A 14,095-nucleotide genomic window follows, 5' to 3' on the forward strand; every position below is an offset into this window, starting at 1 on the left:
TTGTGGGGGTAGAGCCCGCGGCACCGCCGTGTATTCCATGCCCGAAGTAGGCGAGATAAAAAAATGACCGAACAGAAGACCGAAACCGCCCTCTCCTCCGACGCCACCGAAGTGCGCCGCCAGAAGCTTGCCCTGCTGCGCGAGAAGATCGGTGATGTCTATCCGGCGCATTTCCACCGCAGCATGACGAATGCCGAGCTTGCCGAGAAGTATGAAGGCCTGGAGCCGGACGTCGAGACGACAGATGTCGTCACCGTTGCCGGCCGCGTCTATTCCTCGCGCAATTCCGGCATGTTCATGGATATCCGCGACGCCTCGGGCAAGATCCAGATCTTCAGCCACAAGGACACGACGCCGGAAGCCGCACGCGACATGCTGCCGATGATCGACCTCGGCGACATCATCGGCGTGACCGGCGTGGTGCGCCGTACCAAGCGCGGCGAGCTGACGATCAACGCGCAAGAAATCACCATGCTGACCAAGGCGCTGCTGCCGATGCCGGAAAAGTGGCACGGCGTCACGGATGTCGAGATCCGCTATCGCAAGCGCCACCTGGACATCATGACCAACGAAGAGAGCAAGCTGCGCTTCCAGCAGCGTTCGCGGATCGTCTCCGGCATCCGCCGCTTCATGGAGGCCGAGGGCTTCCTCGAAGTCGAGACGCCCATGCTGCAGACCGTCTACGGTGGCGCGACCGCCGATCCGTTCAAGACCTTCCACAACACGCTGAAGATGGACATGTACCTGCGCATCGCGCCGGAGCTTTTCCTCAAGCGAACGCTGGTCTCTGGCCTTTCCGACAAGGTGTTCGAGATCAACCGGAACTTCCGCAACGAAGGCGTGTCGACGCGGCATAATCCAGAGTTCACCATGATGGAGTGCTACTGGGCCTATGCTGACTACGAGGACATCATGGCGCTGGTCGAGCGCCTGTTCGAGCAGCTGGCGGTATCCATCCACGGCTCCCCCGAGGTGACGTTTGCCGACAAGCAGATCTCCTTCAAGGGACCGTTCACGCGGGTTCCCATGCCCGACGCCGTCAAGGAGGTGACCGGCATCGATTTCCTCGCCATGAAGACCGACGAGGAAGCCCGCACCGCCGCCAAGGCTGCCGGCTTCGCGGTCGAGAAGGACTGGACCTGGGGCGAGTGCCTGGCGTTCATCTTCGAGGAGAAGGTCGAGGGCACGCTGATCCAGCCGAGCCACGTGACGCATTTTCCGAAGGACATCTCGCCGTTTGCCAAGGAAGTGCCGGGCGAACCGCGCCTGGTCGAACGCTTCGAGACCTATTGCAATGCCTGGGAAGTCGGCAATGCCTTTTCCGAGCTCAATGATCCGGAAGAACAGCGCCGCCGCATGGTGGAACAGCTGGAGCAGGCGCATGCGCGCGGCGAAAAGGACAAGCAGCTGGACGACGAGTTCCTAGACGCGATCGACCAGGGCATGCCGCCCGCCGGCGGTCTCGGTATCGGCGTCGACCGACTGATCATGCTGCTGACCAACTCCCCGTCGATCCGCGACATCATCCTGTTTCCGGCACGCCGCAACAAGGTCGACTAACGCATTCGACCCCCGATCACCGATCAACGGCCTGCCTCGCGGCGGGCCGTTTTTCGTTCGTGCGCACGAGAAAAAATGACAGCGAAGCGCGAGCTACGGCGCACCGTGCTCCGGCTTGTGCTCGGACGGAGGCTCCTTCGGCACCGCGACCTTGATCGGATCGATCCCGTCGTGATGCGGCGCATCGCCTTCCGCACGGTCGGGCTCCGGCGGCGGAGCGGCTGGATCGGCCATGACGACCGCGCCGAGTTGCCCCTCGTTTCCGTCGTGCCCACCCTCACCGCCTGTCGGTGCCGGGCCGAAGATCATTCCCTTCAGGTAGCTGATGAGGCCGCTATCTGCCGCATCGCCGTTCTTATACTCGGCAGGCTCGTTGGCGTGACCGGCATTGTCCGCCGGCTGATCGCCGTGCTCGACCGTCGCGGCACCATGACCGGCAGCCTCAGCGTGCGTTGGCTCGGCGTGGCCGCCACTTTTGGCATCCGGCTTCCCGCCATGCGCCCCGGCAGTCGAAGTGCCGTGGGCCTCGCCCGGAATGATCGGCGAGAGACAGTCGGCGCCGTCCGTCAGCGACGCGGCAATCTTTTCGACGCTCTCCAGCGTCGGGTCGATGCGCTGGCCATAGAAGTCACCGCTCTTTGTCGGCTCTCCCTCGACGTAGAATGCTGAATATTGCGCGTCCGAGAGATCCGGCGCCCGGGTTGCATCGGGAATGTAGACGACCTGTGCGCCGATTGCGCGTCCGCGCATGCTGGCGCGCTGCGTTGGTCCGGCCTTGTCGAGCACCGTCACCTGAACGAGATCCGCCTTCTCCGAGGCTTCCACTGATCGGGCGACGCGCAAGGCTGTCTTCAGGCGCGAAATCCCGTCTCCACCATCGGTAAAGACATATTTCCGCACCCAGTAGTGCTGGTCGCGCTTGATCTTGACGAGCTGCAGCGTCGTGCATTCCAGCCCGTTCACCGATTGGTACGAGGGTCCGAGAAGATTATCTCCGACGACGAACAGAGCTGCTGCACCGCTCCCGCCGATCAGGACGAGGCCGCCAATTATCGCAAAGAGGGTTCGTGACAGCCGTAACTTAACGCGCTTCACGCCCGGACCTCCGGCATGCGCAACCCCCTCAACGCAACTCAACATCTCGCGTCGCACACTGTTGCCGGGCAATCTTTGAGGAAGCTTTAATCCATGGAAAAATTCTACCCGTAATAGGCAGGTTATTTTCGACGCGTCTTCCGCGTGCACGAGAACGCAGAATTATTGCGAATGATTTGCAATAGCGTTGACAAGTGCCGGAGAGCGACTAGGTTAAATGCAAATGAGTTGCAATAGAAGGTAGATCCCGTGTTCGTGCATCTCCTGGCAATAACAGTCGCAGCCGCGTTCGGCCTTGCTCCGCTCGGAGCGCTGGCCGCCGAAAAGCCCAAGGTGGTCACCACCTTCACGATCCTTGCCGACATGGCGAAGAACGTCGCGGGCGATACGGCAGAGGTTGAAAGCATCACCAAGGCGGGTGCCGAAATTCACAATTACCAGCCGACGCCAAGGGACATCCTGCGCGGTCGCAACGCCAACCTCGTGTTGCGCAACGGGCTCAATCTCGAGCAGTGGTTCGACAAGTTTCTCGCCAATCTCGGCGACGTGCCGAGCATCACGATTTCCGACGGAGTCGAGCCGATGGCGATCGCCGGCGGCGCCTATCAGGGACGGCCCAACCCGCATGCCTGGATGTCTCCGGAAAACGCGCTGATCTACGTCGAGAACATCCGCAAGGGGCTGGCGATGGTCGATCCGCAGCACGCAGATGCCTATGCCGCCAATGCCAAGGCCTATTCCGACAAGATCCGCGCCGCCGTCTCGCCGATGCGTGACGCGCTGGCGGCCCTGCCTGAGGATCGGCGCTGGCTGGTGACCAGCGAGGGCGCCTTCTCCTACCTCGCCCGCGACTTCGGCCTGAAGGAGCTTTACCTCTGGCCCGTCAATGCCGACAGCCAGGGCGCGCCGCAACAGGTGAAAGGCGTGATCGATGCCATCCGCGCCAACCGCATCGGCGTGATCTTTTCGGAGAGCACGGTGTCGGCCGATCCGGCCAAGCAGGTCGCCCGGGAGACCGGCGCCCAATATGGCGGCGTTCTCTATGTCGACAGCCTGAGCGATCCGGACGGCCCGGTGCCGACCTATCTTGACCTCTTGAGCGTTACGACCGGCACCATCGTGAAGGGACTGTCGCAATGATGATGGGCAAGAGCCGATCGAAGTCAGCCGGATTGGCGGTCGAGGATGTCACCGTCTCCTATCGCAACGGCCATACGGCCCTGCGGCATGCGAGCTTCACCATTCCGCGCGGCACGATCACCGCGCTGGTCGGCGTCAACGGCGCCGGCAAGTCGACGCTCTTCAAGGCGATCATGGGCTTCGTGCCCTTGTCGGGCGGCAGCGTCGAGATCCTCGGCATGCCGTCGCGCCAGGCACTGAAGCAGAATCTCGTCGCCTATGTGCCGCAGGCGGAAGAGGTCGACTGGAATTTTCCGGTGCTTGTCGAGGACGTGGTGATGATGGGCCGCTACGGCCACATGAACTTCCTGCGCATTCCCTCGCGCCACGACCAGGAGAAGGTCACCGAAGCGCTGCACCGGGTGAACATGGAAGCCTTCCGCAAGCGGCAGATCGGCGAACTGTCCGGCGGCCAGCGAAAGCGCGTGTTCCTCGCCCGGGCGCTGGCCCAGGAAGGACAGGTGATCCTTCTCGACGAGCCGTTTACCGGCGTCGACGTAACCACCGAAGAGCAGATCGTTGCGCTGCTCGGATCGCTGCGCGACGAAGGGCGGGTGATGCTCGTTTCCACCCACAATCTCGGCAGCGTTCCGGACTTCTGCGACCATACGGTCTTCGTCAAGGAAACCGTCATCGCCTATGGCAGAACCGAAGACACCTTCAACGAAGCCAATCTGGAAAAGGCGTTCGGCGGCGTGCTCCGTCATTTCGTCCTTGGTGGACGCGATCTGCACGACGATGAAGACGTGCGGCATGTGCGGGTGATCAGCGACGACGAACGCCCCTACGTCACCTATGGGAATGGCACCCGCACGACGCTCACGGCAGCGGGCAAGGCCGGAGACGCTCCGAAGGCGAAAGAGGTAGTCGATGTTCCAGACGCTTCTTGAGCCTTTCACCTACGGCTACATGCTGAATGCCATATGGGTCAGCGCTCTGGTCGGCGGCGTCTGCGGCTTCCTGTCAGCCTATCTGATGCTCAAGGGCTGGTCGCTGATCGGCGACGCCCTGTCGCATGCCATCGTTCCAGGCGTTGCCGGAGCCTACATGCTGGGGCTTCCCTTCGCGCTCGGCGCTTTCCTGTCCGGCGGCCTTGCGGCAGGCGCCATGCTGTTCCTCAACCAGCGCACCAAACTGAAGGAAGACGCCATCATCGGCCTCATCTTCACGTCCTTCTTCGGGCTTGGCCTGTTCATGGTGTCGCTGTCGCCGACCTCGGTGAACATCCAGACCATCGTGCTGGGCAATATCCTGGCAATCACGCCGGAGGACACGCTGCAACTGGTGCTGATCGGCGGCATCAGTCTCGCTGTCCTTGCGCTGAAGTGGAAGGACCTGATGGTCGCCTTCTTCGACGAGAACCATGCCCGCACCATCGGCCTCCGCCCGGACCTCCTGCGCGTGCTGTTCTTCACGCTGCTGGCCGCCTCCACGGTCGCCGCTTTACAGACGGTCGGCGCCTTCCTGGTGGTCGCCATGGTGGTGACGCCCGGCGCCACGGCCTACCTGCTCACCGACCGCTTCCAGCGGTTGGTGGTGATGGCCGCCGCCATCGGTGCTGGAACCAGCTTTTTCGGCGCCTATGCGAGCTATTTCCTCAATGGCGCGACCGGCGGCATCATCGTCGTCCTGCAGACGCTGATCTTCCTCATAGCCTTCGTGTTCGCCCCGAAGCACGGACTGATCGCCGCCCGGCGCCGCCGGGCTCTGGCAGTGGAGCAGGCCGCATGAGCGAGACCCTTCAGCTGGCCATCCTGCCGTTCCAGCTGCCCTTCATGCAGTACGCCTTCCTCGTCACCATGATGATCGCCGTGCCGATGGCGATGCTGTCGTGCTTCCTGGTGCTGAAAGGCTGGTCGCTGATGGGCGACGCGGTCTCGCACGCCATCCTTCCCGGCGTGGTTCTCGCCTACATGGTATCCCTGCCGCTGTCGCTCGGCGCTTTCGCCGCCGGACTGACCTGCTCGCTGGCCGCCGGCTACCTCAAGGAAAACAGCCGCATCAAGGAAGACACGGTGCTCGGCATCGTCTTTTCCGGCATGTTCGGGCTCGGGCTGGTGATGTTCGTCGCCGTGCAGAGCGACGTGCATCTCGACCACATCCTGTTCGGCGACATGCTCGGCATCGCTCCGTCGGATATCCTCGAAACCGGGCTGATCGCGCTCGCCTCCGTGCTCTTCCTCGGTATCCTGCGCAAGGATCTGCTGGTGCACGCCTTCGACGCGCAGCATGCCCGCGCCATTGGTCTGCCGGTGCGCCTCCTGCATTACGGGCTGCTGGCGGTCCTGTCGCTGACCGTCGTCGGGGCGCTGACGGCCGTCGGCATCATCCTTTCGGTCGCCATCCTCGTGGCACCCGGCGCCATCGCTTTCCTGCTGACGCGCCGTTTCCACACGATGCTGCTGACGGCGATCGGCGTGGCGCTGGGCTGTTCGTTCCTGGGGATCTATCTCAGCTTCTTCATCGACAGCGCGCCGGCACCGACCATCGTGCTGCTGATGACGGGAGTGTTTATCGTGGCGTTCATGCAGACAGTCATCGTAGCTAGACACAAACACACTACTTCTATAGCTTAATTCGCAGAACCAATTAGGTGAGACACGCAAAATATGAATGATGCGCATGCAGTTGCTTCATTTCTTCTACTGCAGGCAGTCATTGAATGTCTCGCAGAAGCTTCTGAAGAACACCGTTCAGCTCTGAAAGCTAAAATCGCAGCCATCAATTTGGGTCCGACGACGCCGACAAATGAACAGGCACGCGAACTAATCAAAGCTGTCGTAGCATCACTTTAGGATAAATTGGCTCGCCTGACTCCAGGCGAGCCATCACAGTATTCGGACCGGATCTTACTCAGGCGGCCGCCAGTTCCTTCTTCACCATCTCGCGCAGGCTGACGAGATCCTTGGCAAACATCCGGATGCCATCCGACAGCTTTTCCGTCGCCATCTGGTCTTCGTTCAGCATCCAGCGGAAGGACTTCTCGTCGATCGGCTGGAAGGCATCCTCGGTGATGTTGTCCGGCGAAAGCTTGCGCTCCAGCGTGCCCTCGGCCTTGTCCAGCTCGTCGAGCAGCGCCGGGCTGATGGTCAACCGGTCGCAGCCGGCCAGTGCTTCGATCTCGCCCGCATTGCGGAACGAGGCGCCCATGACGATCGTCTCGATGCCGTTCGCCTTGTAGTAATTGTAGATCTGCCGCACCGACACGACGCCCGGATCGGTTTCGGATGTGTACTCTTCGCCGGTGAACTTCTTGTACCAGTCGAGGATACGGCCGACGAAGGGCGAAATCAGGAACACCTTGGCATCGGCGCAGGCGATAGCCTGGGCCTTGGAGAACAGCAGCGTCAGGTTGCAGTCGATGCCTTCCGTCTGCAGCACTTCGGCGGCCTTGATGCCTTCCCAGGTGGAGGCAAGCTTGATCAGGACGCGCTCGCGCTCGATGCCGCGCTCCTTGTAGGCGGCGATGATGCCGTGCGCCTTGGCGATCGATGCCTGCGTGTCGAAGGAAAGGTCGGCATCGACTTCCGTCGACACGCGGCCGGGCACGATCTTCGCCAGACCAGCACCAACGTCAATCGCCAGGCGGTCGGCCACTGCCGTGATCACCGCTTCGCTGCTGCCGCCCTGCTTCTTGCCCCAGGCGATCGCTTCCTTGATCTGATCTGCAAAGGCCGGCGTGCCGAGCGCCTTCAGAACGATCGTCGGATTGGTGGTGCAATCCACCGGCTTCAGACGCGTGACGGCCTCGATATCGCCGGTATCGGCGACGACCGTGGTCATGGAACGCAGTTGTTCAAGTTTGGACGCCATCCGGATTTCCTTCGCTTTTGAATTCGCGACGCGAGAATCTGGCCGATCCTCCGTTGCCTTCATATCTGCTCCGCACAGCCAGAAAGTCAAGGCACATTTGTGCAATCGATTTGACATTTGTTCCAGATGCCGGATAGTCCACTCTTGAAAGCGAAGGAAGGACGACCGTTTCCCCCGTGGCCAAGCTCAAGCGTGAAACCCATGTTGCCTATTCCGAAGCCGCATCTCTGCGGTTGCGGGCGGCATGGCTCTACTACAACCAGGGAATGACCCAGAAGGACGTGGCGGAACGTCTGGGCATCAGCCGCTCGACCGTCATCCGCATGCTCGACGAAGCCGTCAAACGAGCTGAGGTGCAGATCTGGATCAGCGAGGGCATCGACGACTGCGTCGAGCTCGCCGTCAAGCTCGAGAAGCTCTACGGCCTGGATGAGGCGCTGGTCGTGCCGGCACCGGAAAAGCAGGATGCCGCATCGATCGCCAAGGCCGTCGGCCTGGCACTCGGGCAGTTTCTGACCGAGGTGGTCAGCGACAACACCACGATCGGCGTCGGCTGGGGCCGCACGATGACCGCGTCGCTTGCCGGCTTCCGCCCGCCGCGTCGCGAAAACTGCAAGGTCGTCTCGCTGCTCGGCGGCATCGTCGCGGTCCACCAGACCAACCCGATCGACTACACCTGGCGGCTGGCAAGCCAGTTAGGCGCCGAATGCTACATGTTCCTCGCGCCGCTGCTGGTCAACTCGGTCGCCACCAAGCGGGCACTGATCGAACAGTGCGGCCTGAAGGCCATTTACGACCTCGCCGAAAACCTCGACCTGGCGATCGTCTCCTGCGGCGATATCGGCCCGCACTCCACATCCCTGTCGGAGGGCTTCATCAGCCATGCGACGCTGCGCGAACTGGTCGATGCCGGCTGCGTCTGCGACACGATGTTCAACTTCCTCGACGCTGAGGGCCGTACCATCGATCATCCGATCAACGAGCGGGTGATGTCGGTCGACCTCGACACGCTGAAGAAGGCAAAGCACATCGTCCTGTCTTCCGGCGGCGCCCACCGCGCCGATGCCATCCGCGCCACGATCCGCCGCATCGGCTGCAACACGCTGATCACCGACGAGGCGGCGGCAAGACGACTGGTGGAGATGGCCGGTTAGGGCGAGGTTCAATCCTCCGGCCAGAGCCGGGCAGCATGCTGGACAAACAGCACTTCGACCTGGCCGTCATCGACCCTGTAGGCAACAATGTAGGAGTGTTCCGGCAGTACAAGCTCGCGCGTGCCGGAAATCTGCCCAGGACGCCCCAGATAAGCATTGGCCGAAAGCAGCAGAGCCGTCTTCTTATGGATGTCTTGGACGATGCGGACTGCAGCGCGTGGATTATGCCGACCGATATAGTCGCCTATTTCACCAAGCTCAGCGAGATATCGTCTCGTCCAGACGATCCGCATCAGCGCTCATCCTTGGCTGTATTTGGTCAGCACTGCGGCGATCTCTTCTTCCGACGCGAAGTTGCCCGCCTCCGCGTCATCCAGGCCGGCCTGAACTCCCGCCACCCATTTTTCCTGCCAGGCGAGAGACCTGCCGTGCGACAGCGCGTCCTCGATGATCTGGCTGCGGGTCAGCGTCGTTCGCTCCGCCAAGCGGTCCACGCGACGGCTGAGACCCTCGGAAAGCTCGACCTGATGTTTCATGCGAGCAGTCTCTCATGAGATCTCCCGTCGCGCAAACCGAAACCAGGCAAATTACCCCTTCCCCGCCTCCCAGCCGAGGATCGCCCGCTTGCGGGTGAGGCCCCAGTGGTAGCCGGTAAGCGCGCCGCTCTTGCCGAGCGCCCGATGGCAGGGCACGACGAACGAGATCGGGTTGCGGCCGATGGCGGCGCCCACCGCACGTCTGGCGGTCGGCTGGCCAATATCGCGAGCGACGTCCGAATAGGTTACAGCCTTGCCGAACGGGATCTTGAGGAGGCTCTGCCAGACGCGCACCTGGAAGTCCGAGCCGATCAGCACCACCCGCAGCGGCTCTTCCGCCGCCCAGCGTCCGGCATCGAACACACGCCCGATATATGGTGCTGTCGCCTGCTGGTCCGCCAGATAAGTCGCGTTCGGCCAGCGCTTCGCCATATCCTCGAAGCAGCAATCCCGCCCGCCTTCGTCATCGGCGAACGCAAGCCCGGCAAGACCGCGATCCGTCACCATCACCAGCGCCAGGCCGAAGGGCGAGGGATGAAATCCGTAGCGCATCGTCAGCCCGCCGCCCTTCGCCTTCCACTCGCCGGGGCTCATCGCCTCGTGGGTGACGAACAGGTCGTGCAGCCGGCTGGGGCCCGAGAGACCGACCTCGTAGGAGGTTTCCAGCAGCGGCAGCTGGTCGCTGCCCAGCAACCGCTTCGCATGGTCCAGCGTCACCGCCTGCAGGAAGGCCTTTGGCGACAGCCCGGCCCAGCGGGTGAACACCTTCTGCAACTGCGTCGGCGACTGGCCGATTTCGCCGGCGATCCGCTCGAGCGACGGCTGCTCGCGGTAGTCCAGCGTGATCAGCTCGATCACCTGCTTGACCACGGCGTAATCGGCCCCCTCGGGCGTGATGTCGATGGCCGTGGCGGGTGCGGGCGAAAAGGCGTTCATGGCATGGATCCTCTTGATGAGCACAAGTTCACCATGAGCAGGCCGCAGATGCCACCCGATTCTTGCATGCAAAACCTGACGCCCTTGCCGCCCGGTGCCAGCCCTCTCAGATACGCTGCTTGACCGTCGCCAGCGCACCGCGAAACGCCTTGGCAAAACTCTCGCGATCGTCCGGGTTGAGAAAGGCGCCGACATCCGTCAGCCGCCCCTCGCCCGTCACATGCATGGAGGTGATGCCGAATTCGTGGTGACGGCGCACCCGGAAGCGGGCCCAGAACGGGTTGAAACGGTGCTCTACAACCCTCCCGGCCGGCGACACTTTGCGTATCGAGACATTGGTACGCGACACCATGACCTCCTCGCGGGCGCGGCCCGACCGGTAGTTGAGCCAGAACGCACCCCAGAGAAGGACGAAATCGAGACCGAAGAAGAAGCTGATCGGCCAAGCGCCGGTCGCCAGGAAGAAGATGCCGTAGATCAGGCAGATGGCGCCGCTTAGCGCCAGCATGACACGGAAGCCTCGCCGGCCCAGCGACCGGTGCGGCGTCAGTTCGGCGGCAAAAACCGGTGGTTCGTCGATCATCCCCACGTTGCCTTCCATCCTGTGGCTTGTCATAGAAACAATATGGCAACTCCGAAGATCCAATCCCACATGCAAACGGCGCAAAAGTCAAACGGCGCGGCGAGAGGCCGCAGGCATGCGCGCACGGCCTACAACAAGGTCGAAATCGAGGAGATCTTCCGGCGTTTTTCGGTCCAGCGGCCGGAGCCGAAGGGCGAGCTGGAGCACGTCAATCCATTTACGCTGGTCGTTGCGGTGGCGCTGTCGGCCCAGGCGACGGATGTCGGCGTCAACCGCGCGACGCGGGCGCTGTTTGCCATCGCCGACACGCCGGAAAAGATGCTGGCGCTCGGCGAACAGGGCGTCATCGACCATATCAAGACGATCGGCCTCTATCGCAACAAGGCAAAGAACGTCATCGCGCTCTGTCGGATGCTGATCGATGAATTCGCAAGCGAGGTGCCAAGCACGCGCGAGGAGCTGATGCGGCTGCCGGGTGTCGGCCGCAAGACCGCCAATGTGGTGATGTCGATGGCCTTCGGCATCCCGACCCTGGCAGTCGACACGCATGTCTTCCGGCTGGCGAACCGGCTGAAGCTGGCACCGGGCACGACGCCGGATCAGGTCGAAGACAATCTGCTGCGCGTCATTCCGAAAGACTACCTGTTCCACGCCCATCACTGGCTGATCCTGCACGGCCGCTACACCTGCAAGGCGCGGCGTCCGGAATGCGAGCACTGCATCATCGCTGACCTCTGCCGCTATCCGGCAAAGACCAATGACGTGCCGGTGCCTCTGGATGAACTACCCGCGCAGATGGTTGGGGCGGACGCCCTGAGCGATGGCGAATGACGGATCGCGCCGGCTGATCGCCTTGTGCAGGTGCACCATCAGGCCGGCGGCAAACAGCGGCGTCAGCAGGTTGACGAACGGGATGGCGAGGAAACCGGCGATCAGCAGCCCCGCGAGGAACACCGCCCCCTTGTGCTTCTGACGAAACAGCTTTGCCTCCTGAGGCGGACGGAACCGCATCGCCGCGAACTCGAAGAATTCCCGCCCGAGCAGGTAGCCGTTGACGACGAAGAAGGCGATGAGATTGACGCCGGGCACCAGCAGCAGCAGCAGCGCGATGATGTTGCCGACGATCACCACCCCGAGAAATTGTAGCGACTCGATAACCGCACGCCCGATCGGCATGGCCACACCGGCAGGATCGGAAGGATAATCGCGCTTCTCCACCACCTCGGCCACATCGTCGAGAAACAGGCCGGCGATGAGCGCCGTCACCGGCGCGATCAGCAGTGCCAGCGCAAGCGCCAGGCCGATGCCGGCCAGGATCGCGAAGATGAAGGTCAGCCATCCGGCCCAGTCGGGAACCGCCGGCAGGAGATCGGCGGCGTAGGGCCACAGGTAGCCGATGAAGACGCCCCTCAGCGTGAACCACAGACCGACCAGCACCAGCAAGGTGAGCCCAAGCATCTTCCAGAAGACCGACCTCGTCTCCGCGGCAAACAGGTTGATGAGGGAGAGACGTGCAGCGTCGATGATCATGGGCGCTCCGGAATGCGATGATGGCTTGCTGGATGTAGGGGATGCAGAGGTGTGCCACAAGTCGGCGCGCGGCCGCGCGAGCTCAGGCCGGTCTCAAGCCATCGCTTCCAGTTCCGCCCGGTGGCGGTGCATGGCGAGGAAGCGTCGATAGTCGCGGTCGTAAGCATTGCGCAGGTCGGGGCGCGGACGATGCAGCGAACCGCCGCGGTCCATGGCATTGCCGGCCACATCGAGATCGGCGTGCAGCCCACCTGCCACGGCGGCCGCCATCGCCGTGCCCAGCAGCACCGCATCGCCGGCATCCGGCACCCGCACGACGCGACCCGTGACGTCGGCGCAAAGCTCCACCAGCAGCGGATTGTGCACATGCCCGCCGGCCAGGTGCAGCGTCTCGATCCGGTAGCCGTAGGTCTCCATCGTCTCGAGGATATGCCGGACGCCGAGCACCAGCGACACGCAGGTTCGCCAGTAGAGCCGACACAATCCGTCAAACGAGGTGTCCAGCGTCAGGCCGCTGATGACGCCGGTGGCGCGGGGATCGGCAAGCGGCGAGCGGTTGCCGTGGAAGTCGGGCAGGATGTGCAGCCCCTCTCCCAACCGTACGCCCTCGCGTTCGCGCAGCTCGGCGATCCGCGACACGATGCGGCGATGAAGCTCGGTGTCCGGCTCGCCACCGGCTGTGTGCATCCGCACCATGTGGTCCAGCAGCGCGCCGGTTGCCGACTGGCTGCCTTCGACGAGGAAGTGGTTGCCGAAGACGGCCTCGTAATAAGGTCCCCACAGGCTGTGGCCGGGCAGCGCCTGGCGGGTGAAGGCGACCACGCAGCTAGACGTCCCGCCGATCAGCGCCAGGTTTCGCTCGAGTTCGGGACTGCCGGCGGATGCCCCCAGCACGCCCAGCGCCCCCGCATAGGCGTCGATCAGACCGGCGGCAACCACACATCCCGTATCGAGACCGAGTTCGGCGGCAGCCTCCGGGGACAGTGCGCCGACGGAAGATCCGACGGCAAGCGTCGAGGTCGGCAGGCTTCCGCGCTCCAGCGCATCGTCAAGACCGGCGGTCGCCAGGAAATCGTGGTTCCAACCCTCTTCGGTCCTGGCGGAGTAGGTCCACTTAGCGGTCAGCGTACAGCGCGACCGGGATGGCGAACCGCTCGCCCGCCAGGTGAGGAAATCGGCAAGATCGAACAGGAAGCCGGTCTTCGCCCATCGCTGCGGAAGGTTCTCCTTCAGCCACATGATCTTGGGGATCTGCATTTCCGGCGACAGCGAGCCGCCCGACGAGGCCAGCACCGGGTGGCCCCCGGCATTCAGCCGGTCCGCCTGGGGGATGGCGCGGTGGTCGAGCCAGACGATCGTGTCCCAGCCGTCTGCGTCGGAACCTTCGTCTTCCACCGACACCGAGAGCGGCTTGCCCGCCGTGTCGCGAACCACCAGCGAGCAGGTTGCGTCGAAGCCGATGGCGGCGATCCTGTCAGCCTGAAGGCCTGATTGATGGAGGGCTTCGCGAACAGAAAGGCAGGTCGCCCGCCAGATGTCCTCGGAACTGTGTTCGGCGTGCTGATCGGCGCCGCGCCGCATGCGGATCGGGTGCCGCGCCTTGCCCAGGAGCTGTCCCTGCCGGTCGAATATGCCGGCGCGCGCGCTGGTCGTCCCGACGTCGACCGCGACGAGGTGGTCCCGCATGTCTGTCCGATTCCCGTCCCTTG

The 14,095-nt window shown here is 63.2% G+C and carries 15 protein-coding genes; 7 read left to right on the forward strand and 8 right to left on the reverse strand.

The window, feature by feature from the left end; translation table 11 throughout:
• Positions 1-63 precede the first annotated feature (63 nt).
• The gene (gene lysS, locus AAIH46_RS05660) at positions 64-1,560 is read left to right on the forward strand and encodes a lysine--tRNA ligase (RefSeq protein WP_430304646.1); all 1,497 of its coding nucleotides are present in this window, start codon (positions 64-66) and stop codon (positions 1,558-1,560) included.
• A 93-nt stretch (positions 1,561-1,653) separates the two neighbouring features.
• Here lysS and AAIH46_RS05665 read toward each other — a convergent pair whose 3' ends face one another.
• On the reverse strand, positions 1,654-2,655 hold the full coding sequence (locus AAIH46_RS05665; RefSeq protein ID WP_430304647.1) for a hypothetical protein: 1,002 nt from the start codon (positions 2,653-2,655) through the stop codon (positions 1,654-1,656).
• 249 nt (positions 2,656-2,904) lie between these two features.
• Between AAIH46_RS05665 and AAIH46_RS05670 the strand changes: the two genes are divergently transcribed.
• From AAIH46_RS05670 to AAIH46_RS05685, 4 genes are read left to right on the forward strand one after another with little or no spacing between them, the layout of a single operon-like run.
• Entirely contained in the window at positions 2,905-3,795 is an 891-nt protein-coding gene (locus AAIH46_RS05670; protein WP_430304648.1) for a metal ABC transporter substrate-binding protein, read from the forward strand.
• On the forward strand, positions 3,792-4,724 hold the full coding sequence (locus tag AAIH46_RS05675) for a manganese/iron ABC transporter ATP-binding protein (RefSeq protein WP_430304649.1): 933 nt from the start codon (positions 3,792-3,794) through the stop codon (positions 4,722-4,724). The genes AAIH46_RS05670 and AAIH46_RS05675 overlap by 4 nt, the downstream gene beginning before the upstream one ends.
• A complete protein-coding gene (locus AAIH46_RS05680) occupies positions 4,705-5,565 on the forward strand; it encodes a metal ABC transporter permease (RefSeq protein WP_430304650.1) in 861 nt (286 codons plus the stop codon). The genes AAIH46_RS05675 and AAIH46_RS05680 overlap by 20 nt, the downstream gene beginning before the upstream one ends.
• Positions 5,562-6,410, forward strand: coding sequence for a metal ABC transporter permease (locus AAIH46_RS05685; protein WP_430304652.1), 849 nt, complete (start codon positions 5,562-5,564; stop codon positions 6,408-6,410). The genes AAIH46_RS05680 and AAIH46_RS05685 overlap by 4 nt, the downstream gene beginning before the upstream one ends.
• 277 nt (positions 6,411-6,687) lie before the next feature.
• Here the strand turns inward: AAIH46_RS05685 and tal are convergent, their stop codons facing one another.
• Positions 6,688-7,647, reverse strand: coding sequence for a transaldolase (gene tal / locus AAIH46_RS05690; protein WP_430304654.1), 960 nt, complete (start codon positions 7,645-7,647; stop codon positions 6,688-6,690).
• A 176-nt stretch (positions 7,648-7,823) separates the two neighbouring features.
• Here tal and AAIH46_RS05695 point away from each other — a divergent pair, with 176 nt between their 5' ends.
• Positions 7,824-8,801, forward strand: coding sequence for a sugar-binding transcriptional regulator (locus AAIH46_RS05695; protein ID WP_430304656.1), 978 nt, complete (start codon positions 7,824-7,826; stop codon positions 8,799-8,801).
• 8 nt (positions 8,802-8,809) lie between these two features.
• On the opposite strand, the gene AAIH46_RS05700 is transcribed toward AAIH46_RS05695, so the two are convergent.
• From AAIH46_RS05700 to AAIH46_RS05715, 4 genes are all read right to left on the reverse strand, one after another.
• Positions 8,810-9,094: a type II toxin-antitoxin system RelE/ParE family toxin gene (locus AAIH46_RS05700; protein ID WP_430304658.1), complete on the reverse strand. Its 285-nt coding sequence runs from the start codon at positions 9,092-9,094 to the stop codon at positions 8,810-8,812.
• A gap of 6 nt (positions 9,095-9,100) precedes the next feature.
• A complete protein-coding gene (locus tag AAIH46_RS05705; protein ID WP_430304659.1) occupies positions 9,101-9,337 on the reverse strand; it encodes a CopG family ribbon-helix-helix protein in 237 nt (78 codons plus the stop codon).
• Between the two features lie 51 nt (positions 9,338-9,388).
• Complete coding sequence (locus AAIH46_RS05710; RefSeq protein ID WP_430304660.1) at positions 9,389-10,273, reverse strand: methylated-DNA--[protein]-cysteine S-methyltransferase; 885 nt, start codon at positions 10,271-10,273, stop codon at positions 9,389-9,391.
• Between the two features lie 106 nt (positions 10,274-10,379).
• Positions 10,380-10,874: a DUF2244 domain-containing protein gene (locus AAIH46_RS05715; RefSeq protein ID WP_430304662.1), complete on the reverse strand. Its 495-nt coding sequence runs from the start codon at positions 10,872-10,874 to the stop codon at positions 10,380-10,382.
• Between the two features lie 24 nt (positions 10,875-10,898).
• Between AAIH46_RS05715 and nth the strand changes: the two genes are divergently transcribed.
• The gene (nth, locus tag AAIH46_RS05720) at positions 10,899-11,687 is read left to right on the forward strand and encodes an endonuclease III (RefSeq protein WP_430304664.1); all 789 of its coding nucleotides are present in this window, start codon (positions 10,899-10,901) and stop codon (positions 11,685-11,687) included.
• Here the strand turns inward: nth and AAIH46_RS05725 are convergent.
• Positions 11,640-12,386, reverse strand: coding sequence for a sulfate transporter family protein (locus AAIH46_RS05725; protein WP_430304665.1), 747 nt, complete (start codon positions 12,384-12,386; stop codon positions 11,640-11,642). The genes nth and AAIH46_RS05725 overlap by 48 nt on opposite strands.
• Before the next feature lie 93 nt (positions 12,387-12,479).
• Entirely contained in the window at positions 12,480-14,072 is a 1,593-nt protein-coding gene (locus AAIH46_RS05730; protein WP_430304666.1) for an FGGY-family carbohydrate kinase, read from the reverse strand.
• Between the last annotated feature and the right edge of the window lie 23 nt (positions 14,073-14,095).

This window comes from Rhizobium sp. 0TCS1.26, from assembly GCF_050455525.1.
GTDB lineage: Bacteria > Pseudomonadota > Alphaproteobacteria > Rhizobiales > Rhizobiaceae > Neorhizobium.